The 26097-nt window shown below is 38.8% G+C and carries 26 protein-coding genes and 1 pseudogene; all 27 read left to right on the forward strand.

The genetic code is table 11. The features are described 5' to 3' along the window. Positions 1-35: 35 nt before the first annotated feature. On the forward strand, positions 36-728 hold the full coding sequence (locus O3636_RS06345; RefSeq protein ID WP_371642259.1) for a YjjG family noncanonical pyrimidine nucleotidase: 693 nt from the start codon (positions 36-38) through the stop codon (positions 726-728). A 61-nt stretch (positions 729-789) separates the two neighbouring features. Then, positions 790-1443: a uracil-DNA glycosylase gene (locus O3636_RS06350; protein ID WP_371642261.1), complete on the forward strand. Its 654-nt coding sequence runs from the start codon at positions 790-792 to the stop codon at positions 1441-1443. A 9-nt stretch (positions 1444-1452) separates the two neighbouring features. After that, complete coding sequence (locus tag O3636_RS06355; protein ID WP_001135768.1) at positions 1453-1917, forward strand: 8-oxo-dGTP diphosphatase; 465 nt, start codon at positions 1453-1455, stop codon at positions 1915-1917. 12 nt (positions 1918-1929) lie between these two features. After that, positions 1930-3198 carry a dihydroorotase gene (locus O3636_RS06360; RefSeq protein ID WP_371642262.1) on the forward strand — a complete coding sequence of 423 codons (1269 nt, stop codon included), beginning with the start codon at positions 1930-1932 and terminating at the stop codon, positions 3196-3198. Between the two features lie 13 nt (positions 3199-3211). After that, on the forward strand, positions 3212-3472 hold the full coding sequence (locus O3636_RS06365; protein ID WP_001105920.1) for a hypothetical protein: 261 nt from the start codon (positions 3212-3214) through the stop codon (positions 3470-3472). A gap of 10 nt (positions 3473-3482) precedes the next feature. Beyond that, positions 3483-4841, forward strand: coding sequence for a sodium-coupled multidrug efflux MATE transporter PdrM (gene pdrM / locus O3636_RS06370; protein ID WP_371642264.1), 1359 nt, complete (start codon positions 3483-3485; stop codon positions 4839-4841). 395 nt (positions 4842-5236) lie between these two features. Next, positions 5237-6496, forward strand: coding sequence for a UDP-N-acetylglucosamine 1-carboxyvinyltransferase (locus tag O3636_RS06375; RefSeq protein WP_173278644.1), 1260 nt, complete (start codon positions 5237-5239; stop codon positions 6494-6496). Positions 6497-6511: 15 nt separating this feature from the next. Next, positions 6512-7063: a GNAT family N-acetyltransferase gene (locus O3636_RS06380; protein ID WP_371642266.1), complete on the forward strand. Its 552-nt coding sequence runs from the start codon at positions 6512-6514 to the stop codon at positions 7061-7063. Continuing rightward, the gene (gene spxR, locus O3636_RS06385; protein ID WP_371642268.1) at positions 7056-8333 is read left to right on the forward strand and encodes a CBS-HotDog domain-containing transcription factor SpxR; all 1278 of its coding nucleotides are present in this window, start codon (positions 7056-7058) and stop codon (positions 8331-8333) included. Before O3636_RS06380 ends, spxR begins: the two co-directional genes overlap by 8 nt. A gap of 15 nt (positions 8334-8348) precedes the next feature. Then, complete coding sequence (locus O3636_RS06390) at positions 8349-9209, forward strand: methionyl aminopeptidase (RefSeq protein ID WP_000631543.1); 861 nt, start codon at positions 8349-8351, stop codon at positions 9207-9209. 267 nt (positions 9210-9476) lie between these two features. After that, positions 9477-10184 (forward strand): thiol-disulfide oxidoreductase-associated membrane protein CcdA2, encoded by a 708-nt coding sequence (gene ccdA2 / locus O3636_RS06395; protein ID WP_371642270.1) that lies wholly within the window; start codon positions 9477-9479, stop codon positions 10182-10184. Between the two features lie 10 nt (positions 10185-10194). Further along, positions 10195-10752, forward strand: coding sequence for a thiol-disulfide oxidoreductase-associated lipoprotein SdbB (sdbB, locus tag O3636_RS06400; RefSeq protein ID WP_371642272.1), 558 nt, complete (start codon positions 10195-10197; stop codon positions 10750-10752). A 96-nt stretch (positions 10753-10848) separates the two neighbouring features. Beyond that, positions 10849-12207 carry a 23S rRNA (uracil(1939)-C(5))-methyltransferase RlmD gene (gene rlmD, locus O3636_RS06405; RefSeq protein WP_371642274.1) on the forward strand — a complete coding sequence of 453 codons (1359 nt, stop codon included), beginning with the start codon at positions 10849-10851 and terminating at the stop codon, positions 12205-12207. Positions 12208-12279: 72 nt separating this feature from the next. Beyond that, the gene (locus O3636_RS06410; RefSeq protein ID WP_371642276.1) at positions 12280-12897 is read left to right on the forward strand and encodes an SAP domain-containing protein; all 618 of its coding nucleotides are present in this window, start codon (positions 12280-12282) and stop codon (positions 12895-12897) included. Continuing rightward, positions 12896-13069: pseudogene (locus O3636_RS06415) on the forward strand (ADP-ribosylglycohydrolase family protein); the annotation flags it as partial. The gene O3636_RS06410 and the pseudogene O3636_RS06415, both read left to right, overlap by 2 nt. 113 nt (positions 13070-13182) lie before the next feature. Beyond that, positions 13183-14064 carry a diacylglycerol kinase family protein gene (locus O3636_RS06420; protein ID WP_371642278.1) on the forward strand — a complete coding sequence of 294 codons (882 nt, stop codon included), beginning with the start codon at positions 13183-13185 and terminating at the stop codon, positions 14062-14064. Positions 14065-14127: 63 nt separating this feature from the next. Next, on the forward strand, positions 14128-14619 hold the full coding sequence (locus tag O3636_RS06425; protein ID WP_371642280.1) for a phosphoribosylanthranilate isomerase: 492 nt from the start codon (positions 14128-14130) through the stop codon (positions 14617-14619). 174 nt (positions 14620-14793) lie between these two features. Then, the gene (locus O3636_RS06430; protein WP_371642282.1) at positions 14794-16536 is read left to right on the forward strand and encodes a glycoside hydrolase family 13 protein; all 1743 of its coding nucleotides are present in this window, start codon (positions 14794-14796) and stop codon (positions 16534-16536) included. A 119-nt stretch (positions 16537-16655) separates the two neighbouring features. Beyond that, a complete protein-coding gene (locus O3636_RS06435; RefSeq protein WP_000420556.1) occupies positions 16656-16967 on the forward strand; it encodes a hypothetical protein in 312 nt (103 codons plus the stop codon). 3 nt (positions 16968-16970) lie between these two features. Then, a complete protein-coding gene (locus O3636_RS06440) occupies positions 16971-17687 on the forward strand; it encodes an alpha/beta hydrolase (RefSeq protein ID WP_371642284.1) in 717 nt (238 codons plus the stop codon). A 490-nt stretch (positions 17688-18177) separates the two neighbouring features. Continuing rightward, positions 18178-19029 carry a ribosome biogenesis GTPase YlqF gene (gene ylqF / locus O3636_RS06445; protein ID WP_371642286.1) on the forward strand — a complete coding sequence of 284 codons (852 nt, stop codon included), beginning with the start codon at positions 18178-18180 and terminating at the stop codon, positions 19027-19029. Next, a complete protein-coding gene (locus O3636_RS06450; RefSeq protein WP_261012306.1) occupies positions 19016-19795 on the forward strand; it encodes a ribonuclease HII in 780 nt (259 codons plus the stop codon). Before ylqF ends, O3636_RS06450 begins: the two co-directional genes overlap by 14 nt. 16 nt (positions 19796-19811) lie before the next feature. Then, complete coding sequence (locus O3636_RS06455) at positions 19812-21362, forward strand: chloride channel protein (protein ID WP_261024785.1); 1551 nt, start codon at positions 19812-19814, stop codon at positions 21360-21362. A gap of 145 nt (positions 21363-21507) precedes the next feature. Continuing rightward, complete coding sequence (gene pgdA / locus O3636_RS06460; protein WP_261012303.1) at positions 21508-22899, forward strand: peptidoglycan-N-acetylglucosamine deacetylase PgdA; 1392 nt, start codon at positions 21508-21510, stop codon at positions 22897-22899. 76 nt (positions 22900-22975) lie between these two features. Next, positions 22976-23818 (forward strand): aldo/keto reductase, encoded by an 843-nt coding sequence (locus O3636_RS06465; protein WP_261012301.1) that lies wholly within the window; start codon positions 22976-22978, stop codon positions 23816-23818. A gap of 270 nt (positions 23819-24088) precedes the next feature. After that, complete coding sequence (locus O3636_RS06470) at positions 24089-24850, forward strand: hypothetical protein (protein WP_000429572.1); 762 nt, start codon at positions 24089-24091, stop codon at positions 24848-24850. 193 nt (positions 24851-25043) lie between these two features. Continuing rightward, positions 25044-25961, forward strand: coding sequence for a glycine--tRNA ligase subunit alpha (gene glyQ, locus O3636_RS06475; protein WP_000038733.1), 918 nt, complete (start codon positions 25044-25046; stop codon positions 25959-25961). The last annotated feature ends 136 nt before the right edge of the window (positions 25962-26097 follow it).

A 26097-nucleotide genomic window follows, 5' to 3' on the forward strand; every position in this document is an offset into this window, starting at 1 on the left:
TAATCTATTAACTACCTAGAAAGGAAAATCTCAAATTGTCCTACAAATTTCTACTCTTCGACCTTGACCACACCTTGCTTGATTTTGATGTTGCTGAGGATGTGGCTTTAACGCAACTTCTAAAAGAAGAAGGGGTTGCAGATATTCAGGCCTATAAAGACTATTACGTTCCTATGAACAAAGCTCTCTGGAAGGACTTAGAGCAAAAGAAAATTAGTAAACAAGAGCTGGTTAACACGCGCTTTTCTCGTTTATTTGCTCATTTTGGACAGGAAAAAGACGGTAGTTTTCTAGCCCAGCGTTACCAATTTTACCTTGCCCAGCAGGGGCAAACTTTTTCAGGCGCTCATGAACTCTTGGATAGCCTTATCGAGCGAGATTATGAGCTGTATGCTGCGACAAATGGCATTACTGCCATTCAGACAGGGCGCTTGGCTCAATCTGGTCTAGCACCTTATTTCAATCAAGTATTTATCTCAGAACAGCTGCAAACACAAAAGCCTGATGCTCTTTTTTATGAAAAAATCGGTCAACAGATTGCTGGATTTAATAAAGAAAAAGTCCTAATGATTGGAGATTCCCTAACCGCCGACATTCAAGGTGGCAATAATGCTGGAATTGATACGATTTGGTACAACCCTCATCACCTCGAAAATCACACACAAGCCCAGCCGACTTACGAAGTCCATTCTTACCAAGACTTGCTGGATTGTTTAGATAAACTGTAAAAAGTGGTTTCCATAACCACTTTTTGCTATAATAGAGGCAGTAAAAATGAAGGAGTTGGCTATGGAACACTCGTCTTGGCATGCTTTGATTAAGGCGCAATTACCTGAGGGTTATTTCGGGAAAATCAATCAGTTTATGGAGCAGGTCTATGCTCAGGGAACTGTTTATCCGCCCAAGGAAAAGGTTTTTCAAGCTCTCTTGACCACACCCCTAGAAGACGTTAAGGTGGTGATTCTAGGGCAAGATCCCTATCACGGGCCAGGTCAAGCGCAGGGCTTGAGTTTTTCTGTACCTGACTCTATCCCAGCTCCGCCTTCCTTGCAAAATATCTTGAAAGAATTGTCAGATGATATCGGAGTTAAGAAATCTCATGATTTGACAGCTTGGGCTGAACAAGGAGTCTTGCTTCTTAATGCTTGTTTGACAGTTCCTGCTGGTCAGGCCAATGGTCATGCTGGTCAAATATGGGAGCCTTTTACGGATGCTGTAATTCAGGTGGTCAATCAACTAGATAAACCAGTAGTCTTTATACTCTGGGGAGCCTACGCACGCAAGAAGAAGGCCTTAGTTACCAATCCTCGTCACTTGATTATCGAATCAGCCCATCCCAGTCCTTTGTCAGTTTATAGAGGATTTTGGGGTTCCAAGCCTTTTTCCAAGGCCAATACATTCTTAAAAGAGACAGGACAAGAGCCAATCGATTGGCTTAGATAAGGAGAAAATATGCCTCAGTTAGCGACGATTTGCTACATTGATAACGGAAAAGAACTGCTCATGCTCCATCGTAATAAGAAACCTAATGATGTCCATGAAGGAAAATGGATTGGCGTGGGTGGTAAGCTAGAGAGAGGTGAGACTCCTCAGGAATGCGCGGCGCGTGAAATCCTTGAGGAAACAGGACTCAAAGCCAAGCCAGTTCTAAAAGGTGTTATCACTTTTCCTGAATTTACACCAGATTTAGACTGGTACACCTATGTTTTTAAGGTGACGGAGTTTGAGGGCGACTTGATTGACTGCAATGAGGGGACGCTAGAATGGGTTCCCTATGACGAGGTTTTGAGCAAGCCGACTTGGGAAGGTGACCATACCTTTGTCGAGTGGCTTTTAGAGGACAAACCCTTCTTTTCAGCCAAGTTTGTTTATGATGGGGATAAATTGTTGGATACTCAAGTTGATTTCTATGAATAAAGGAGAAAGCAGATGCTACTAATCAAAAATGGTCGTGTAATGGATCCCAAGTCTGGTTTGGATCAAGTGTGTGATGTCTTAGTTCAAGATGGGAAAATTATCAAAATTGCGCCTGAGATTAAAGAAGAAGGAGCAGAGATAATTGATGCTACTGGTCTTGTAGTTGCTCCTGGTTTGGTCGATATTCATGTTCATTTCCGTGAACCTGGTCAGACCCACAAGGAAGATATCCATACGGGTGCTCTAGCAGCCGCTGCAGGTGGTTTTACTACTGTCGTCATGATGGCTAATACCAGTCCAACCATTTCAGACGTGGAGACTTTGCAAGAAGTTCTCCAGTCAGCTGCCAAGGAAAAAATCAATGTCAAGACAGTTGCGACAATTACTAAGAATTTTAATGGCCAAGACTTGACTGACTTTAAGACGCTTTTAGAAGCAGGTGCCGTTGGTTTTTCTGATGACGGCATTCCGCTTGAAAGCAGTAAAGTTGTAAAGGAAGCCATGGAGGAAGCTAAAAAGCTTAATACCTTTATTAGTCTTCATGAGGAAGATCCAGGTTTGAATGGTGTTCTTGGCTTTAATGAAAATATCGCTAAAGAACATTTTCATATCTGCGGTGCGACTGGGGTGGCTGAGTATGCTATGATGGCGCGTGATGTCATGATTGCCTATGCAACTAAGGCTCATGTCCATATTCAGCATTTGTCTAAGGAAGAAAGTGTTAAAGTAGTGGAGTTTGCTCAAGGATTGGGAGCGCAAATCACAGCAGAAGTAGCGCCACAGCATTTTTCTAAGACCGAAGCGCTCCTTTTGACACAAGGAAGCAATGCTAAGATGAATCCTCCACTTCGTTTGGAATCAGACCGTCGTGCTGTGATCGAAGGTCTTAAATCAGGCGTCATCACAGTTATAGCGACTGACCATGCGCCTCACCATGCAGATGAAAAAAATGTTGAGGATATTACCAAAGCGCCATCTGGTATGACTGGCTTAGAAACCTCTCTGTCTCTCGGATTGACTTATTTGGTCGAAGCTGGTGAGTTAAGCTTGATGGAATTACTCGAAAAGATGACATACAACCCAGCCAAGCTTTACAACTTTGAAGCAGGTTACTTGACTGAGAATGGTCCAGCGGACATCACTATTTTTGATGCTAAGGCTGACCGCCTTGTGGACTCCCATTTTGCTTCGAAAGCAGCTAATTCACCCTTTATCGGTGAAACCTTAAAAGGGCAGGTTAAATATACCATCTGTAAGGGACAAATCGTCTATCAAACTTGATAGGAGTTGGAATATGAATTATTTTCGAAAACGTAGGGAGAGAAAAGCAAAATCTAATAGCGGAATTTACTGTCCCGCATCTAATCGTTCTAAAATTCAATATGAAACTAAAGAAAAAGCTGACCATGCGGTTCAATATGATAATGGAGGTTTAGTTAGAAGCTATTATTGTCGTACATGTGCGTGTTGGCATACTACTTCAAAATCTAATAACCCTCCGCTAAGTTTGAAAAACTATGGTCTGAAACTCTTTGGTTTAGATAAATCAGAATAGAAAGAGAAGTATGTATAAGACAAAGTGTTTACGAGAGAAGTTAGTATTATTTTTAAAAATTTTCTTCCCAATCCTGATTTATCAATTTGCCAATTATTCTGCATCCTTTGTTGATACGACTATGACAGGTCAATACAATACCATGGACTTGGCTGGTGTGTCTATGGCAACCAGTATCTGGAATCCTTTCTTTACATTCCTGACAGGGATTGTATCAGCCCTGGTGCCCATCATTGGTCACCACCTTGGTCGAGGCAAAAAGGAAGAAGTTGCGTCAGATTTTTACCAGTTCATCTATTTGGCCTTGGGCCTATCCGTTTTCTTGCTGGGACTGGTAGTTTTCCTGGCACCACCCGTTTTAAATCATATCGGACTAGAAGTACCAGTGGCAGCAGTAGCGGTTCGCTATCTCTGGTTTTTATCTATCGGGATTATCCCCTTGTTGCTCTTTAGTGTCATTCGTTCCTTGCTGGATTCGCTGGGCTTGACCAAACTGTCTATGTATCTCATGCTTTTGTTACTTCCTCTCAATAGTGGATTTAACTATCTTTTGATTTACGGGGCCTTTGGTGTTCCAGAACTGGGAGGTGCTGGTGCTGGTTTAGGGACTTCTTTGGCCTACTGGGTCTTGTTGGGAATTTCTGTTCTGGTTTTATTTAAACAGGAGAAGCTCAAAGACTTACACCTTGAGAAAAGAATTCCACTTAATATGGATAAAATCAAGGAAGGAGTTCGTTTAGGTCTGCCTATTGGGGGGACTGTCTTCGCGGAAGTAGCTATCTTTTCCGTGGTTGGCTTGATTATGGCTAAGTTCTCGTCCTTGATTATCGCTAGCCACCAGTCAGCCATGAACTTTTCAAGTCTCATGTACGCCTTTCCTATGAGTATCTCATCGGCTATGGCGATAGTCGTGTCTTATGAAGTGGGAGCCAAGCGATTTGATGATGCGAAAACCTATATTGGTCTAGGAAGATGGACAGCCCTTATTTTTGCGGCCTTCACCTTATCTTTCCTTTACATTTTTAGGGGAAATGTGGCTAGTCTTTATGGGAACGATCCAGAATTTATCGATTTGACAGCACGCTTTTTAACTTATAGTCTTTTCTTCCAGTTAGCAGATACTTTTGCGGCACCGCTCCAGGGAATTTTACGGGGCTATAAGGATACAGTTATTCCTTTTTACCTTGGTTTGGTTGGTTACTGGGGGGTGACACTCCCAGTAGCTATGGTATTCGACTCTCTAACAGATTTTGGAGCTTATTCTTACTGGATTGGTTTGATTATTAGTCTAATCGTGAGTGGGGCGCTCTACCGTTGGCGTTTAACGGTGATTATGAAGAAATTTGAATCTTTAGCAAAATATAAATGATAAAAAGTTTGTGAAAAAATATTCTTAGCAAGAAAATCCCTTATTCCTATAGGGTTTTCTTTTTTATTTTGTGAAATTTTCTTTAGAAAAACTTTGACGGTATTTTCCAAAAACGGTAAAATAGTAAGGTAAGAAGAAAGTTAGAAAGGCAAAAAGATGTCAACTTTAGATAAAAATAGAAAATCTAATTTTGGGGGTATTTTATAATTCTTAATTTAGGCTTTTTTAGTATCAAAAGATGTTTCATAAAATATAGACTCAATCTTTCAACTTAATCCTATTTATTACTTACTATCTACAATAAAATTGAAAAGGATGGAAAAAAGGTTGCATTTATGATATAATTTATTTTAAAGACCTTATTAGAAATCTTGAAAGAGTATTGAAAACTTAGAATGAGAAAAATTGTTATCAATGGTGGATTACCACTACAAGGTGAAATCACTATTAGTGGTGCTAAAAATAGTGTTGTGGCCTTAATTCCGGCTATTATCTTGGCTGATGATGAGGTGACTTTGGATTGTGTTCCAGATATTTCGGATGTAGCGAGTCTTGTCGAAATTATGGAATTGATGGGAGCTACTGTTAAGCGTTATGATGATGTCTTGGAGATTGATCCAAGAGGTGTTCAAAATATTCCAATGCCTTATGGTAAAATTAACAGTCTTCGTGCATCTTACTATTTTTATGGGAGCCTCTTAGGCCGTTTTGGTGAAGCGACAGTTGGTCTACCGGGAGGATGTGATCTTGGTCCTCGTCCGATTGACCTACACCTTAAGGCTTTTGAAGCTATGGGTGCCACTGTTAGTTACGAGGGAGATAACATGAAGTTATCTGCTAAAGATACAGGACTTCATGGTGCAAGTATTTACATGGATACGGTTAGTGTAGGGGCAACGATCAATACGATGATTGCTGCGGTTAAAGCGAATGGTCGTACTATTATTGAAAATGCAGCCCGTGAACCTGAGATTATTGATGTTGCAACTCTCTTGAATAATATGGGTGCCCACATCCGTGGGGCAGGAACTAATATCATCATTATTGATGGTGTTGAAAGATTACATGGAACGCGTCATCAGGTGATTCCAGACCGCATTGAAGCTGGAACATATATATCTTTAGCTGCTGCAGTTGGTAAAGGAATTCGTATCAATAATGTTCTTTACGAACACCTGGAAGGATTTATTGCTAAGTTGGAAGAAATGGGAGTGAGAATGACTGTATCTGAAGACAGCATTTTTGTCGAGGAACAGTCTAATTTGAAAGCAATCAATATTAAGACAGCTCCTTACCCAGGCTTTGCAACTGATTTGCAACAACCGCTTACCCCACTTTTACTAAGAGCGAATGGTCGTGGTACAATTGTTGATACGATTTACGAAAAACGTGTAAATCATGTTTTTGAATTAGCTAAAATGGACGCAGATATATCAACAACAAATGGTCATATTTTGTACACGGGTGGACGTAATTTGCGTGGAGCAAGTGTTAAAGCAACTGACCTACGAGCTGGGGCTGCACTAGTCATTGCTGGGCTTATGGCTCAAGGTAAAACTGAAATTACAAATATCGAGTTTATCTTACGTGGTTATTCTGATATTATTGAAAAATTACGTAATCTAGGAGCGGATATTACACTTGTTGAGGATTAAACCGTAGAGGTGTTTATGAATATTTGGACCAAATTAGCAATGTTTTCTTTTTTTGAAACGGATCGCTTGTATTTGCGTCCTTTCTTTTTTAGTGATAGTCAAGACTTCTATGAGATAGCCTCAAATCCTGAAAATTTACAATTTATTTTCCCAACTCAGGCAAGTCTGGAAGAAAGTCAATATGCATTAGCGAATTACTTTATGAAGTCCCCTTTGGGAGTATGGGCTATTTGTGACCAGAAAAATCAACAAATGATTGGTTCTATTAAATTTGAGAAGTTAGATGAAATCAAAAAAGAAGCTGAACTTGGCTATTTTTTGAGAAAAGATGCTTGGTCGCAAGGTTTTATGACAGAGGTTGTTAGAAAAATTTGTCAGCTTTCTTTTGAGGAATTTGGCTTAAAACAATTGTCCATTATTACCCACCTTGAAAATGAAGCTAGTCAACGGGTTGCCCTTAAGTCTGGATTTCGATTGATTCGTCAGTTTAAAGGAAGTGATCGCTATACAAGGAAAATGCGAGATTATCTTGAGTTTCGCTTTGTAAAGGGAGAAGTTAATGAGTAAACACCAAGAAATTCTAAGCTATTTGGAAGAATTACCCGTTGGTAAAAGGGTCAGTGTTCGTAGTATTTCAAATCATCTGGGAGTCAGTGATGGAACGGCCTATCGCGCTATCAAGGAAGCTGAAAACCGTGGAATTGTGGAGACCCGTCCTAGAAGTGGTACTATCCGTGTTAAATCTCAGAAAGTTGCTATAGAGAGATTAACTTTTGCTGAAATTGCTGAAGTGACTTCTTCTGAGGTTCTGGCTGGACAAGACGGTTTAGAGAGAGAATTTAGTAAGTTTTCAATCGGTGCCATGACTGAGCAAAATATTTTATCTTACCTTCATGATGGGGGACTCTTGATTGTTGGTGACCGGACTCGTATTCAATTATTAGCGCTGGAAAATGAAAATGCAGTTCTAGTTACAGGTGGATTTCAGGTTCATGATGATGTGCTTAAACTGGCCAATCAAAAAGGAATTCCTGTTTTAAGAAGCAAACATGACACTTTCACTGTCGCGACCATGATCAATAAAGCCCTTTCAAATGTACAAATCAAGACTGATATTCTGACAGTTGAGAAACTTTATCGTCCGAGTCATGAATATGGTTTTCTGAGAGAAACCGACACAGTCAAAGATTATTTGGACTTAGTTCGTAAGAATCGTAGCAGTCGTTTCCCTGTTATCAATCAACATCAGGTCGTTGTTGGGGTTGTTACTATGAGAGATGCGGGTGATAAGTCACCAAGTACCACAATTGATAAGGTCATGTCTCGTAGTCTATTTTTAGTTGGATTATCGACAAATATTGCCAATGTGAGTCAACGGATGATTGCTGAAGACTTTGAAATGGTACCGGTTGTTCGAAATAATCAAACCTTGCTTGGAGTTGTGACACGACGAGATGTCATGGAGAAGATGAGTCGTTCTCAAGTCTCTGCTCTACCAACTTTTTCTGAGCAGATTGGTCAAAAACTTTCTTATCACCATGATGAAGTCGTCATTACAGTGGAACCCTTTATGCTAGAGAAGAACGGTGTTTTGGCTAATGGTGTATTGGCAGAAATTCTGACCCACATGACTCAAGATTTAGTTGTGAATAGTGGTCGAAATCTCATTATTGAGCAGATGCTAATCTACTTTTTGCAGGCTGTTCAGATAGATGATATACTGCGCATTCAAGCACGTATTGTCCACCATACTAGACGATCAGCTATTATTGATTACGATATTTATCATGGTCATCAGATTGTTTCAAAAGCAAATGTGACTGTTAAAATTAATTAGAAACTAGGAGAAAAGATGATAACATTAAAATCAGCTCGTGAAATTGAAGCTATGGATAAGGCCGGTGATTTTTTAGCAAGTATTCATATCGGCTTACGTGATTTGATTAAGCCTGGCGTAGATATGTGGGAAGTTGAAGAGTATGTCCGCCGTCGTTGTAAGGAAGAAAATTTCCTTCCGCTTCAGATTGGAGTTGACGGTGCCATGATGGACTATCCTTATGCTACCTGCTGCTCTCTTAATGATGAAGTGGCTCACGCTTTCCCTCGTCACTATATTTTGAAAGATGGTGATTTGCTCAAGGTTGACATGGTTTTGGGAGGTCCTATTGCTAAATCTGACCTGAATGTCTCAAAATTAAACTTCAACAATGTGGAGCAAATGAAGAAATACACTCAGAGCTATTCTGGTGGTCTAGCAGACTCTTGTTGGGCTTATGCTGTTGGTACACCGTCCGAAGAAGTGAAAAATCTGATGGATGTAACTAAAGAAGCCATGTATAAGGGGATTGAGCAAGCTGTTGTTGGAAATCGTATCGGTGATATTGGTGCAGCCATTCAAGAATATGCTGAAAGTCGTGGATACGGTGTAGTGCGTGATTTGGTTGGTCATGGTGTTGGCCCAACTATGCATGAAGAACCAATGGTTCCCAACTATGGTATTGCAGGTCGTGGACTTCGTCTTCGTGAAGGTATGGTCTTGACCATTGAACCGATGATTAATACAGGTGACTGGGAAATCGATACAGATATGAAAACTGGTTGGGCGCATAAGACCATTGACGGTGGACTGTCATGCCAATATGAACACCAATTCGTGATTACGAAAGATGGTCCTGTTATCTTGACTAGTCAAGGCGAAGAAGGAACTTATTAAAATAAGTAAAAGTAGATTGAAGAAAAAGTGGCTCTTTGGACAATTTTCTTCAATTTTTTCTTTTATCTATAGCGAAATGAAAAAACCGAACAACTTGATTGAGAAATTCAAATCAATTTCTAACAATGTTTTAGAAAACATAGTGTACTATTAAAGAGTTTGTTTCACATAATATAATGACAAAAACAGTTAACCGTAGCAAACTTGATACAAATTTTAATATTTATAGTACAATAGGTTTAAATTCTTAAGAAAGTTGGTTCTTTATTGGAAACGATAGTCTTTTCAATCTCTGTTTTTTTAGCAGGGGTATTGTCCTTCTTTTCTCCCTGTATTTTTCCTCTGTTACCAGTTTACACTGGAATTTTGCTGGATGATCAGGAAAGTGCAAAAAGCTTCTCCTTATTTGGAAGAAAAGTCGCTTGGTCAGGCTTGATTCGAACGCTTTGCTTTATCGCAGGTATCTCTCTCATTTTCTTTATTTTAGGATTTGGTGCTGGTTACTTTGGTAATATTCTCTATGCCAATTGGTTTCGCTATACCATGGGAACAATTATTATCATTTTAGGCCTTCACCAGATGGAAATTTTTCATTTTAAGAAATTAGAGGTTCAAAAAAGCTTTACTTTTAAGAAATCAGAAGCCAATCGTTATTGGTCGGCCTTTTTACTCGGTATTACCTTTAGCTTCGGTTGGACGCCTTGTATCGGTCCAGTTTTGAGTTCTGTTTTAGCGCTTGCGGCTTCTGGAGGCAATGGCGCTTGGCAAGGTGCTATTTATACCTTGATTTACACTCTGGGGATGGCAATTCCTTTCTTGGTCTTGGCCCTAGCTTCAGGAGTCGTGATGCCTTATTTTAGTAAAATCAAGCGTCATATGATGCTACTGAAGAAAATTGGTGGTTTCCTCATTATTTTAATGGGAATTTTGTTACTATTAGGACAAGTAAATGTTCTAGCTGGAATTTTTGAATAAAGGAGAACAAATGAAAAAAATAATATTTGCTGGCTTAAGCCTCTTGTCATTAGTCGTATTGATAGCCTGTGGTGAGGAAGAGACTAAAAAGACTCAAGCAGCACAACAGCCAAAACAACAAACGACTGTACAACAAATTGCTGTTGGAAAAGATGCTCCAGATTTTACCTTGCAATCTATGGACGGTAAAGAAGTTAAGTTATCTGATTATAAGGGTAAAAAAGTCTATTTGAAGTTTTGGGCTTCCTGGTGTGGTCCATGTAAGAAAAGTATGCCTGAGTTGATGGAATTAGCTGCAAAACCAGATCGCGATTTTGAAATTCTTAGTGTCATTGCACCGGGTATTCAAGGCGAAAAAACTGTTGAGCAATTCCCACAATGGTTCCAAGATCAAGGATATAAAGATATCCCAGTTCTTTATGACACAAAAGCAACTACATTCCAAGCTTATCAAATCCGAAGCATTCCTACAGAATACCTAATTGATAGTCAAGGAAAGATTGGAAAGATTCAATTTGGTGTTATCAGTAATGCGGATGCAGAAGCAGCATTTAAAGCAATGAACTAGCATAGATAAAGAGAATCTGATTACAAATTTCATGGTATAATAGATGGTAACCGTAACGTTGCCGTCTTTTTTGTCGGCCAATAGAAAGAGAAGAGAATGTTAAAGAAAAATGATATTGTAGAAGTTGAAATTGTTGATTTGACACATGAAGGCGCAGGAGTTGCCAAGGTGGATGGTTTGGTATTCTTTGTCGAGAATGCTTTACCAAGTGAAAAAATCCTCATGCGTGTCCTCAAGGTTAATAAAAAGATTGGTTTTGGGAAGGTTGAAGAATACCTTGTTCAATCACCACACCGTAATCAAGATTTAGATTTGGCTTACCTGCGTTCAGGAATCGCGGATTTAGGTCATATTGCCTATCCAGAACAGCTCAAGTTTAAAACCAAGCAAGTTAAGGACAGTCTCTACAAGATTGCAGGAATTGCTGATATAAAGGTTGCTGAAACGCTTGGTATGGAAAATCCAGTCAAGTACCGCAATAAGGCACAGGTGCCTGTTCGTCGAGTGAATGGTATCTTGGAAACTGGATTTTTCCGTAAGAATTCTCATGACCTCATGCCTCTAGAAGATTTCTTTATCCAAGATCCTGTGATTGATGAGGTAGTAGTAGGCCTACGTGACTTGTTCCGCCGTTATGATTTGAAACCTTATGATGAAAAGGAACAATCTGGCTTGATTCGAAACCTTGTGGTGCGTCGTGGGCATTACTCAGGACAAATCATGGTTATTTTGGTAACAACTCGTCCCAAAGTTTTTCGTGTGGAACAATTGATTGAACAATTAATCAAGCAGTTTCCAGAGATTGTGTCTGTTATGCAAAATATCAACGATCAGAACACCAATGCTATTTTTGGTAAGGAATGGCGCACACTTTATGGACAAGACTTTATCACTGACCAGATGTTGGGAAATGACTACCAAATCGCTGGTCCAGCCTTTTACCAAGTCAATACTGAAATGGCTGAAAAACTTTATCAAACAGCCATTGACTTTGCTGAATTAAAAGAAGATGATGTGGTCATTGATGCCTATTCTGGTATCGGGACGATTGGCCTTTCTGTTGCGAAACACGTCAAGGAAGTCTATGGTGTTGAAGTGATTCCAGAAGCTGTTGAGAATAGTAAGAAGAATGCCCAACTGAACAATATTTCAAATGCCAACTATGTCTGTGACACAGCTGAAAACGCCATGAAGAATTGGCTCAAGGAAGGAATTCAACCAACCGTTATCTTGGTTGATCCTCCACGCAAGGGCTTAACCGAAAGCTTTATCAAGGCAAGCGCTCAAACAGGAGCTAACCGCATCGCCTATATCTCATGCAATGTCGCAACCATGGCGCGTGATATCAAACTCTACCGAGAATTGGGATATGAATTGAAGAAAGTACAGCCGGTTGATCTTTTTCCGCAGACGCACCACGTGGAGTGTGTAAGTTTGTTAGTGAAACAGAGCTAATGCTCAAAATAAAGAAACTAAAACTCCATTATTTTAAGATGAAAAACTAAATTTTTCTGTGGAGCTAAAATATTGATAGAGAACAGACCAGAATTTGATAAAATCACTTCGTTTGATGAGTTTAATAAATACTATTGGTATCGTGATGAACTTTCACAACTATGTAAATCATTAGGACTTGAATATAGAGGGACAAAACAGGAACTAAATGATATTATTGAGCAGTACTTTAAGGGGAAGTTGATTAAAAAATCATCAATAAAAAGGAAAAAGAAACGAGTAGAAGTCGTTACATTAAATACGCCCTTACTTGAATGTGGATTCTCCTTTAATGCACACTTTAGAGAATATTTCTCAACTTTAATAGGTATTTCGCCATTTAAATTTACTGCTGATATGGCGACTGCTTGGAGAAAAGTAAAAAGAGAAAATGATTTGAATTTTACAATCCAAGATATGCTAAAAGTTTATTATGGAAATTCAGATTATGCCAAGTATGATCATTCGGTTTGTCAATGGAACCAATTTTTTAAGGACTTCTGTGCAGACGAAAATAGTCGTAACTACTCAAACAAGTTAAAAGTAGCTTCTATTCTTTGGAAAGAAGTTAGAAATTCAAAAGCTGAAAAAATTTATTCAAAGAATCTTTTGATTGAATATGCTGATAAAATAAAAGAGTATGACAAGTAGAAACGCCATCTCACTTGGTGGCGATAGTGATACACTTGCTGCAATAACTGGTAGCATTGCAGAGGCAGCTTATGGTATTCCTGGTTGGATTAAGGATAAGGCCTATTCTTACTTGGATGAACTCTTAAAAGATGTAGTTATGCGATGGGAAAATAGAATAAAATTATATTAATCTCCAGTACGTCAGATTTCTCTTTTCTGAGTTTTCATTATATAATAGCATTATATGTAATGGTAAATGTAGCTACGCTAACATTTCTATTTAAAAATTAAGGAGTATTATCAATGAAAAAAGCAATGGTAATTATCAACCCTACTTCTGGTGGCGAGAAGGCTTTGGATCACAAAGATAAGCTGGAAAATAAAGTAAAAGAATACTTTGAGCACGTGGAAACCAAAATTACCGAAAAGGCGCTGGATGCAACACATTTTGCTGAAGAAGCTTCTCGTGAGAAGTACGATGCAGTGGTTGTGTTTGGTGGAGATGGGACTGTCAACGAAGTCATTTCTGGTATTGCTGAGAGAGACTACATTCCTAAGTTGGGTATTATCCCTGGGGGTACGGGTAACCTCATTACGAAACTGTTGGAAATCAATCAAGACATCGATGGCGCGATTGATGAACTGGATTTTGATTTAACCAATAAGATTGATATTGGTAAAGCAAATGATAACTATTTTGGTTACATCTTTAGTATCGGTTCTCTTCCAGAGGCGATTCACAATGTTGAAATCGAGGACAAGACAAAATTCGGTATTTTAGCCTATGCTGTTAATACTATGAAGTCTGTCATGACGGATCAGGTCTTTAACATTAAGGTTGAGACAGAAAATGGAAATTATGTTGGTGAAGCAAGCCATGTTTTGGTTCTCTTGACAAATTACTTCGCTGACAAAAAAATCTTTGAAGAAAACAAAGATGGATATGCTAACATTTTGATTTTAAAAGACGCATCTCTATTCTCCAAATTATCCGTCATTCCTGATTTACTAAAAGGCGATGTTGTCGCAAATGATAATATCGAATATATCAGAGCACGTAATATTAAGATTTCTTCAGATAGTGAATTGGAGTCAGATGTTGATGGCGATAAGTCGGATAACCTTCCTGTAGAAATCAGGGTACTGGGCCAACATATTGAAGTATTTTCAAAACCGAAAGAGTAGAAAATAAAAATTAGTTTATTATTCACAACGAAATTAAGTTCTATATCAACGATTGGAGGAGGAATGGATTCTCTATTTGATGAATTTCGAACAATCTGTTCTCATTTAAACAAAGTTGAAATCACACCGACGCTCATGGGGTCTTTGGGTTTTGAATACCGTTCAAATGAAGAATGGGGGCCGTCTGACATTGACATTCATGTGCCTGGTGACTCTAGAGGTTGGGAAGCTCCTGACCATCTCAGAATCTATGACTGGGACAAGATAATGAAAGTGATGAATCACTTAGGTTACGCCTTAATAGATATTCATGAGCATGAATTCCAAAAAGATGGTCTGAGTGTTGAATTCGGAAGTATCGATTCTTTATCTGATTTTGCAGGAGTTTCGGAATCGGATATAGAGTTGATTCATCTCGAAAACATCACTTTTCGCGTTCCAAGTTTGGAACAGTTTTTAAGCATTTACAAGGCTTCTTCCCAAGATTCTTATCGAAATGAGCACAATAACAATAAGGATTTTAAAAAAATTGAGTGGCTGGAAAGACATTTGTAAATCATCATTTGAAAAGTAGCAAGTTGTAAGACTAGCTGCTTTTTTATTTATAGAACCAAACCACTAGAATCTACGGACAAGCCTTGAAAATAAAATACGAAAGTAGTATACTAGAATCACAATTATAAAAACGTTTGCGTAAAATTTGAATTAAAACGTTAGGAGACAAATATAGTGGAATTAACAGCCATTTACCACAGACCAGAGTCGGAGTATGCTTATCTTTATAAAGATAAGACAGTGCACATTCGTATCCGGACCAAGAAAGATGACATTGAAAGCATCAACTTGCATTATGGTGACCCTTTTATCTTTATGGAGGAGTTTTATCAGGATACAAAAGAAATGGCCAAGATAACTTCTGACGCCATCTTTGATTATTGGCAGGTTGAAGTATCAGTTGACTTCGCACGTATCCAGTATCTCTTTGAAATTACGGATACAGAAGGTCAAAGTATTTTGTATGGTGATAAAGGTTGTGTGGAAAATTCTCTAGAAAATCTCCATGCTATTGGGAATGGATTTAAGTTGCCCTATCTTCATGAGATTGATGCCTGCAAGGTTCCTGACTGGGTTTCAAATACGGTATGGTATCAGATATTTCCTGAGAGATTTGCTAATGGAAATGCTCGATTAAACCCAGAAGGGACATTAGACTGGGATTCATCCATCACACCTCAGAGTGATGATTTCTTTGGTGGTGATTTACAAGGCATTATTGATCATCTGGATTACTTGCAAGACTTGGGAATTACAGGTCTTTATCTTTGTCCCATCTTTGAATCTACGAGCAATCATAAGTACAATACGACAGATTACTTTGAAATTGACCGTCATTTTGGAGACAAGGAAAGCTTTCGGGAACTGGTAGAGCAAGCTCATCAGCGTGGCATGAAAGTCATGCTGGATGCTGTATTTAACCATATTGGTTCGCAATCACCTCAATGGCAAGATGTTGTCGAAAATGGTGAGCAATCTGCTTATAAAGATTGGTTCCATATTCAACAATTTCCAGTGATGACTGAAAAACTAGCCAACAAGAGAGAGTTGCCTTATCATGCTTTTGGTTTCGAGGACTATATGCCTAAGCTAAATACAGCCAATCCAGAGGTCAAGGACTATCTTTTGAAGGTTGCGACTTATTGGATTGAAGAGTTTGATATTGATGCTTGGCGTTTGGATGTGGCTAATGAGATTGACCATCAGTTTTGGAGGGATTTTCGCAAGGCAGTTCTAGCTAAAAAACCTGATCTTTATATTTTAGGAGAAGTCTGGCATAGGTCTCAGCCTTGGCTAAATGGAGATGAGTTCCATGCTGTTATGAATTATCCTTTATCTGATAGCATCAAGGAGTATTTTTTACGAGGAGTTAAGAAGACGGACCAGTTCATCGATGAAATCAATGGCCAGTCTATGTATTACAAGCAGCAGATTTCAGAAGTGATGTTTAATCTTCTAGATTCGCATGATACAGAACGTATTTTGTGGACGGCAAATGAGGATGTTCAACTGGTCAAATCAGCTCTAGCCTTTCTCTTTTTACAAAAGGGAACACCCTGCATCTATTACGGAACCGAGTTATCCTTGACCGGAGGACCTGACCCAGATTGTCGTCGTTGTATGCCTTGGGAACGTGTATCAAGTGACAATGATATGCTGAACTTTATCAAGAATCTAATCAAAATTCACAAGCATTCGTCAGCAATCATTCAGCATGGCAAGTATAGCCTCCAAGAAATTAAACCTGATCTAGTGGCCTTGGAATGGAAATACCAAGGCCGGCTCCTTAAAGCGATCTTTAACCAATCAAAAGAAGAGTATCTTTTAGAGAAAGAAACAGTAGCACTAGCAAGCAATTGCCAAGAGTTAGAGAATCAGCTTGTCATCTCTCCAAAAGGATTTGTGATTTTTCATTAAAGAGCAATTAAGAGTGACAGGAAAATTGTAGTATAGAGAAGATTTTACAAACAGACTATTTGTCGTCTTGCTACAATTGGTATATAATTTAAGGTAAAGAAAATAGGAGGATTTATCGAATGGAATTAAAAGATTTTACAGAAAAAGAACAGGAAATGATTAAGAAGGGGCTGACTACGTCTAAGATTAGTGACAAGGAAACTGCTGAGAAGATTCTTGCGCTAGTACCACAAGACTTGATTAAGCGAATCCCGTTTTTTGTCAGAAAACATGCTACGACACGTACTATTAAACGCATTTCAATTGAACATCCTGAACTCTACGCTGCAGCTCAAACAAGTGGTGAGATTCCAGAAAAAGAACGCGAAGAATTGCGTCAAATTATCACAACTATCTTTGAACAAAAGATGAACAAGCATAGTATTAAGTAGAGAATGAAAATATATTTTATTGGTGGTTTGGGAAGCAATGTCTATCATAGCAAGGATTTTTTTCAAGAACTAGATTCGCAGGTTTATTTTCTAAATCCATATGAAAAGCATCTTCGAGATGAAACAGAATTGAAATCATGGTTTAAAAAATCGATAGAAGAGGAAGAATCTATCTGTCTGATAGGCCATTCTCTTGGAGGAGATTTGGCTCGTTATCTCGCATCGGAATTTTATGAAGTGACAAAACTGATTCTTTTGGATGGTGGCTATCTAGATTTAGATAAGATTTTACCTTTAGATGCGGAATTAGAGGAAACTAAAAACTATATCAAATCTCAAATTATTTCGGACTTAGATGTTCTTATTTCTAAAGAAAAATCTGAAGCAAAGCATTGGTCAGAAAATATGGAGAAAGCTGTAAGACAGTCCTATCACTGGAATGCGAAGTATAATAGATATGAGTTGGCTATAAATTATGAAAATATAGAAGCGATACTCCGCCTACGGAGGAAAATACAAGCTTTTAAGAGAGAAGTGGGAGATACCTTGTTTATTAGTCCTCGCTATCCTAATGAAGCTACATGGATAGAGGAAGCCCTAAAAGAATTGCCAGACTATTTTGATACTATTCTTCTAGAGAACTTTGGTCATGAGCTTTATACTGAAGCACCTAAAGAAATCGCTAGTCTAATTAATGAGTGGTTCTCTTATTCTCACTAGGATATTGAATAAATCATCATAATTAATATATAGTTGGTTGGAATAAGATATGAACAAATTGATTAGGAATATCAAATTAATTTGGGCTCTTTGTCAACTGTAGTAGGTTGAAGTCAGCTAAAATCTAGAAAGGACACATTTCGTCCTTTCTTTTTTGATATTTGATTCTTTAATGTCGAGTAGTTTTATGATAAAAAGTAATGTTTCCATATGATTTTTTCTATGGAACTTTTTCTACAACAAAATAGGCTTCATAATATCTATAGGGGATTTACCCACTACAAATATTATAGAATCGCTTTTTCTATTCAGGGAGCTTGAAGGGCTATCATCGGACAAAATAGAGAAGGCATGATATAATATAAAGTAGATTTCTATATAATTAAATAAGAACTGTTTGAACACCATTCATTTGAAAACTCTCTATGTTCAAACGATACTAAAATAAAATAGGGGATCTAAACCCTTGCTACGAAAGGAAAAAAACTCAATGGCTACTATTCAATGGTTTCCTGGTCACATGTCTAAAGCACGTCGACAGGTTCAGGAAAATTTAAAATTTGTTGATTTTGTGACGATTTTGGTGGATGCACGCTTACCTCTATCTAGTCAAAATCCTATGTTGGCAAAAATTGTTGGTGACAAACCAAAACTCTTGATTTTAAACAAAGCAGACTTGGCCGATCCAGCAATGACCAAAGAATGGCGTCAGTATTTTGAATCACAAGGAATCCAGACTCTGGCTATCAACTCCAAAGAGCAAGTGACTGTAAAAGTTGTAACAGATGCGGCAAAAAAACTCATGGCTGATAAGATTGCTCGCCAAAAAGAACGTGGAATTCAGATTGAAACCTTGCGTACCATGATTATCGGGATTCCAAATACTGGTAAATCAACTCTCATGAATCGTTTGGCTGGCAAGAAAATTGCCGTTGTCGGAAACAAACCAGGGGTTACAAAGGGACAACAATGGCTCAAAACCAATAAAGACCTGGAAATCTTGGATACACCAGGGATTCTCTGGCCTAAGTTTGAAGACGAAACTGTCGCTCTTAAACTAGCCTTGACTGGAGCTATCAAAGACCAGTTGCTTCCTATGGATGAGGTGACCATTTTTGGTATCAATTATTTCAAAGAACATTATCCAGAAAAGTTGGCTGAACGCTTCAAACAAATGAAAATTGAAGAAGAAGCTCCTGTTATTATTATGGACATGACCCGCGCCCTCGGTTTCAGAGACGACTATGACCGTTTCTACAGTCTCTTCGTGAAGGAAGTCCGTGATGGTAAACTCGGTAACTATACCTTAGATACATTGGAAGACCTCGATGGCGACGATTAAAGAAATCAAAGAACTCCTTGCAACAGTCAAGGAGTTAGAAAGCCCTATTTTTTTAGAACTTGAAAAGGATGGTCGCTCTGGAGTTCAAAAGGAAATCAGCAAGCGTAAAAAAGCCATTCAAGCTGAATTGGATGAGAATCTTCGTTTGGAATCCATGCTTTCCTACGAAAAAGAACTTTATAAGCAAGGATTGACCTTAATTGCTGGTGTTGATGAGGTCGGCCGTGGTCCTCTGGCTGGACCTGTAGTCGCTGCAGCCGTTATTTTACCTCAAAATTGTAAGATTAGAGGACTTAACGATAGCAAGAAAATTCCTAAAAAGAAACATCTAGAAATTTATCAAGCCGTTCAAAATCAAGCCTTGTCAATCGGAATTGGTATCATGGATAATCAGGTCATCGACCAAGTCAATATCTATGAAGCAACCAAACTGGCTATGCAGGAAGCAATCTCTCAGCTCAGTCCTCAACCAGAGCACCTTTTGATAGACGCCATGAAACTGGAGTTGCCCATTTCACAAATATCTATCATCAAAGGAGATGCTAATTCCCTCTCTATCGCAGCAGCTTCTATAGTAGCCAAGGTGACACGTGATGAATTGATGAAGGAATACGACCAGCAATTTCCTGGCTATGATTTTGCTGCTAATGCAGGATATGGCACAGCTAAACACTTAGAAGGACTTGAAAAACTAGGAGTTACCCCAATTCACCGAACCAGCTTTGAACCCGTTAAATCACTGGTTTCAGGAGAAAAAGAAAGTTAAGTTAGAAGGAATGATTATGGAGGAACAGTCAGAAACACTCAGTTCCAAGAAAGAATTTGCCTTTGCCTCGAGCACTATATTATCCCAAGTTGGACGAGGAATCATTGTGGGGCTCGTCGTAGGGCTCATCGTCGGATCCTTTCGGTTTTCAATCGAAAAAGGCTTCCACCTGATACAAGGACTTTATCAAGATCAAGCGCACCTAGTGCGCAATCTTTTTATCATTGGTCTATTTTATTTAATAGTTTGTTGGTTCAGTGCGAAATTAACTCGGTCAGAAAAAGACATCAAAGGTTCAGGAATTCCTCAAGTTGAAGCCGAATTAAAGGGACTCATGACCCTCAACTGGTGGGGAGTTCTTTGGAAAAAATATATTCTAGGAATTTTGGCTATTGCAAGTGGCCTTATGCTGGGGCGTGAAGGGCCAAGTATTCAACTTGGAGCGGTCGGTGGTAAAGGAATTGCCAAATGGCTCAAATCCAGTCCAGTAGAGGAACGCTCCCTGATTGCTAGTGGAGCTGCAGCAGGATTAGCCGCTGCATTTAATGCACCGATTGCAGGACTTCTCTTTGTTGTAGAAGAAGTCTATCACCATTTTTCGCGCTTTTTCTGGGTCTCAACTCTAGCGGCCAGTCTCGTAGCAAACTTTGTTTCTCTGCTCATATTTGGCCTAACACCAGTACTGGATATGCCAGATAATATCCCACTCATGACTCTAGACCAGTATTGGATTTACCTCCTCATGGGAATTTTTCTGGGACTTTCCGGTTTTCTCTATGAGAAAGCTGTACTCAATGTTGGTCGAGTTTATGATTGGCTTGGTCAAAAAATCCATTTGGATAGAGCTTATTACCCAATTCTTGCCTTTATTCTCATCATACCAGTCGGAATCTTCTTACCCCAAATCCTTGGTGGTGGAAATCAGGTCGTTCTTTCCTTAACTGAGCAAAATTTTAGTTTCCAAGTTCTATTAGCTTACTTTTTGATTCGCTTTGTTTGGAGCATGATTAGTTATGGAAGTGGCCTTCCAGGAGGAATTTTCCTACCAATTTTGGCGCTTGGCTCCTTACTTGGAGCTCTAGTTGGTGTTATTTGTGTCAATCTTGGACTTGTCAGTCAGGAGCAATTCCCTATATTTGTCATTCTAGGAATGAGTGGCTATTTTGGAGCAATATCCAAGGCTCCCTTAACTGCTATGATACTCGTAACTGAGATGGTAGGAGATATTCGCAACCTCATGCCACTTGGCTTAGTAACCCTAGTTGCCTATATCATTATGGATCTGCTCAAGGGTGCTCCAGTCTATGAGGCCATGCTTGAAAAAATGCTACCAGAAGAAGCAACAGACGAAGGAGAAGTCACCCTCATTGAAATTCCTGTATCAGACAAAATTGCTGGAAAACAAGTACACGAACTCAACTTACCACATAACATCCTCATCACAACACAAGTTCATAATGGCAAAAGCCAAACAGTTAACGGCTCAACCAGAATGTATCTGGGGGATATGATTCATCTGGTTATTCCCAAAAGTGAAATTGGAAAAGTAAAAGATTTGTTGTTGTAGTTCTTGTTTACATAATTTATATTACGTAAAAAACCAGCTTGATTTATTTAGAAAACCGATTCTCAGCAATGGAATCGGTTATTTTTAATATACTATTTCCTCTAAAATCATTGAAATTATAGCTTGAATTTGATATGATGGTCTTATGGATAAAAGTAGAGCAAAGCGTGAAAATCACGATAAGATAAGAATGAGTCTAATAGCCCTAGTAGCTATCTTTTCAGTAAGTATTTGTGTCCTTGGTTCAATGATTGGATACAAAGTATATACAAAACAAAGTTTTGAACAAAGGATTGAATCTCTCAAAAAAGAGAAAGATGATCAATTGAGTGAGGGAAATCAGAAGGATCATTTTCGTAAGGGACAAGCAGAAGTAATTGCCTATTATCCTCTCCAAGGGGAGCAAGTGATTTCATCTGTAAAAGAAATCATGACACAGGATATTAAGGAAAATCTGGAAGACAAGGAAAATCTGGTTTTTTATTATACGGAGAAACAAGATTCGACTTTAAAAGGGATTGTCAACCGAAGTGTGATGAAACAAGTCTATGATTTAACTTCGTCAAAAGTTGAAGAGACTGAAAAAACTAGTCTAGCGAAAGTGCATTTGACAGAAGATGGTAAACCTTTTACCCTTGATCAACTATTTTCAGATGCTAGTAAAGCCAAAGAAAAGCTGACAAAAGAACTGACTTCTTTTTTACAGGATAAGAAATTGGAGCAAGAAAAGATTGATCAAGTTGTTAAAGCCTTTTCTGACCAAGACTTGTCTGCATGGAATTTTGATTACAAGGATAGCCAAATTCTTATTTATCCGAGTCAGCCTGTTGAAAATCTGGATGAGATTGCCTTGCCAGTATCTAGTTTCTTTGAAGTTATTCAGTCCTCTTATTTATTAGATAAGGACGCAGAACTATATAAGGCTTATTATGAAAAGAAAAATCGTAAAGTAGTGGCCTTGACTTTTGATGATGGACCAAATCCTGCAACGACAAATCAAGCATTAGATACTCTTTCTAAGTATGGTATCAAGGCAACTTTCTTTGTTTTAGGTAAGAATGTTTCTGGTAATGAAGAGATTTTGAAACGCATGAAATCGGATGGCCATGTTATTGGAAACCATAGTTGGAGTCATCCAGTGCTTTCAAAACTTTCCCTTGATGAAGCTAAAAAACAAATTACTGATACTGAGGATGCGCTAACTAAAGTGTTGGGTTCTAGCTCTAAACTTATGCGTCCCCCTTATGGAGCCATTACAGATGACATTCGCAATAGCCTCGATTTGAGCTTTATTATGTGGGATGTGGATAGTTTGGACTGGAAAAGTAAAAATGAAGCATCTATTTTGACAGAAATTCAGCGTGAAGTCAAGAATGGTTCTATTATTCTCATGCATGATATCCATGCTGAGACGGTAAATGCTTTACCAAAGGTTATTGACTATTTGAAAGGGCAAGGTTATGACTTTGTAACAATTCCAGATTTGTTAGATACTCGTCTTAAACCTCACCAGCTCTATTACGACCGTGACCAATAATATACAAAATCTAAAGAGATAAGTTTTCTTTGAAAATTTGGCTCTTTGGATTTTCTTCTCATAGAAAGGAAAAATAATGAAATCTTATACTTTAAATAATGGTGTTACAATTCCAGTACTGGGATTTGGAACCTGGAAAGCTGAAAATGGAGAGATTGCCTATCAAGCTGTACTAGAGGCTTTAAAGGTAGGCTATCGCCATATCGATACGGCAGCGATTTATAAAAATGAAGAAAGCGTTGGTCGTGCTATTCAAGATAGTGGCGTTCCGCGTGAGGAAATTTTTGTAACCAGTAAATTGTGGAATACAAACCACACCTATGAGCAAGCTCGTCAGGCTTTTGAAGAGTCTTTAGAGAAGCTGGGCTTGGAATATTTGGATTTGTATTTGATTCATTGGCCAAATCCAAAACCGCTCAGAGAAAATGACCAATGGAAAATCCGAAATGCGGAAGTTTGGAGAGCGATGGAGGATCTTTACCTAGAAGGCAAAATCCGTGCTATCGGTGTTAGTAATTTTCTTCCCCATCATTTGGATGTCTTGCTTGAAACAGCAAAAATTCTTCCAGCGGTCAATCAAGTTCGTTTGGCTCCAGGTGTGTATCAAGAGGAAGTCGTAGATTACTGTCGGGAAAAAGGAATTTTATTGGAAGCTTGGGGACCTTTTGGTCAGGGAGAACTGTTTGATAACAAGCAAGTGCAAGAAATAGCTGAAAATCACGGAAAGTCTGTTGCTCAGATAGCCTTGGCATGGAGCTTAGCAGAAGGATTTTTACCCCTTCCGAAATCTGTTACAGCATCTCGTATTCAGGCTAATCTTGATTGTTTCGGAATTGAGCTGAATCGTGAGGAACGTGAAACCTTAAAAACAATTGCTGTTCAGTCTGGTGCTCCACGAGTTGATGATATGGATTTCTAGAAAATCATAAAAAAATTGTACATTGTTCTAATTTTTGATATAATAGTCAGCAGGAAAGAAAGTCTTATGGCGTTCTTCAAGCGAGCTTGGGATAGTGGGAGCCAAGTAGGACAAAATAAAGAGCTGGCGCTTTCTGTAGTATTTTCAAAAACAATGAAGTAATAAATTAGGGTGGAACCGCGTTTTTGACGCCCCTAGGTTAAATCAACCTAGGATTGTCGGACGCGGTTCTTTCGCTATTCAGTCTATTATGTGAAAGAAAGGAGAGACGTGGAAAACCTTTATCTTGTAAAAGACGATAGTCAACTAGCTACATTTCGTGATTTTGTAGTAAGAAATACTGAAAAGTTGAAAGATTATCAATCTTTTTTAAAGAATGAACTTGCAGTCTGTGATTTACCGCAAGCCGTTATTTGGTCAAGTTTTAATGCTGCTACACAGATTATTAGGGAAAGTGCTGTTCCAGCCTATACAAATAATAGACGAATGGTTATGACGCCTGATTTAGCTGTTTGGAAAGAGTTGTATTTGTATCAGTTGATGGACTACGAGTGTTCTCAGCAAACTCAAGCAATAGAAAGTCACTATCATTCTTTATCTGAAAATTTCCTCTTACAGATTGTAGGACATGAGTTAGCTCATTGGTCGGAGCATTTTTTAGATGATTTTGATGGTTACGACTCTTATATATGGTTCGAAGAGGGGATGGTTGAATATATTAGTCGCAAGTATTTCTTGACAGAAGAGGAATTTCAAGCGGAAAAAATTTGTAATCAATCTCTTGTAGAACTTTTTCAGAAGAAGTATGGTTGGCATTCATTGAATGATTTTGGTTCTTCGACTTATGATAAGAACTATGCAAGTATTTTTTACGAATACTGGCGTAGTTTTTTGACAATAGATAAGTTGGTAGAAAATCTAGGTAGTGTACAAGCGGTCTTCGATTCTTATCATTTATGGGCAAATACAGATAAAACTCTTCCCTTGTTAAATTGGTTTGTTCAGCAGAAATTAATTGAAAAAGAAATATAAAAACTAAAGGAGTAAACAATGTCTAAAAAATTGACTTTCCACTGCGTCAGTGGCAGAAACCTCCTTATAGTCGGACTGCCCCACGCTCAGCACTAGGGTGCTGAGCTAGACGCAGTACTAACTCGTCTTGCCTCGTATAATCGACGAGGCAGACTCGTGTCGCAAGAAATCATTTTTTATTAAGGAGTATTCAATGTCTAAGAAATTAACATTTCAAGAAATTATTTTGACTTTGCAACAATTTTGGAATGACCAAGGTTGTATGCTTATGCAGGCTTATGACAATGAAAAAGGTGCGGGAACCATGAGTCCTTACACTTTCCTTCGCGCTATCGGACCTGAGCCATGGAATGCGGCTTATGTAGAGCCATCACGTCGTCCTGCTGACGGTCGTTACGGGGAAAACCCTAACCGTCTTTACCAACACCACCAATTCCAAGTGGTCATGAAACCTTCTCCATCAAACATCCAAGAACTTTACCTTGAGTCTTTGGAAAAATTGGGTATCAATCCTTTGGAGCACGATATTCGTTTCGTTGAAGACAACTGGGAAAATCCTTCAACTGGTTCAGCTGGTCTTGGTTGGGAAGTTTGGCTTGATGGGATGGAAATTACTCAGTTCACTTATTTCCAACAAGTCGGTGGATTGGCAACTGGCCCTGTGACTGCGGAAGTTACCTATGGTTTGGAGCGTTTGGCTTCTTACATCCAAGAAGTAGATTCTGTATATGATATTGAGTGGGCTGATGGTGTAAAATACGGAGAAATCTTCATCCAGCCTGAGTATGAGCACTCAAAATATTCATTTGAAATTTCAGATCAAGAAATGTTGCTGGAAAACTTTGATAAGTTTGAAAAAGAAGCTGGTCGTGCATTAGAAGAAGGCTTGGTGCACCCTGCCTATGACTACGTTCTCAAATGTTCACACACCTTTAACCTGCTTGATGCGCGTGGTGCGGTATCTGTAACAGAGCGTGCAGGCTATATCGCTCGTATCCGTAACTTAGCTCGTGTCGTAGCCAAAACCTTTGTCGCAGAACGCAAACGCCTAGGCTACCCACTTTTAGATGAAGCAACACGAGCTAAACTCCTAGCAGAAGACGCAGAATAGTGAGTAATACTGTGCTCTAAAATCGTTAGAGGCAAGTCGAAGACTTGCTAGAGGGATATGCACCGCCGTACTGTTATGTGGGGATTTTTGAAACCTTAGGTTCAAAAATCAGTCAGCTAAATCCACTTTGATGAGA

The sequence above is a fragment of the Streptococcus sp. 27098_8_76 genome (assembly GCF_041432315.1).
Lineage (GTDB): Bacteria > Bacillota > Bacilli > Lactobacillales > Streptococcaceae > Streptococcus.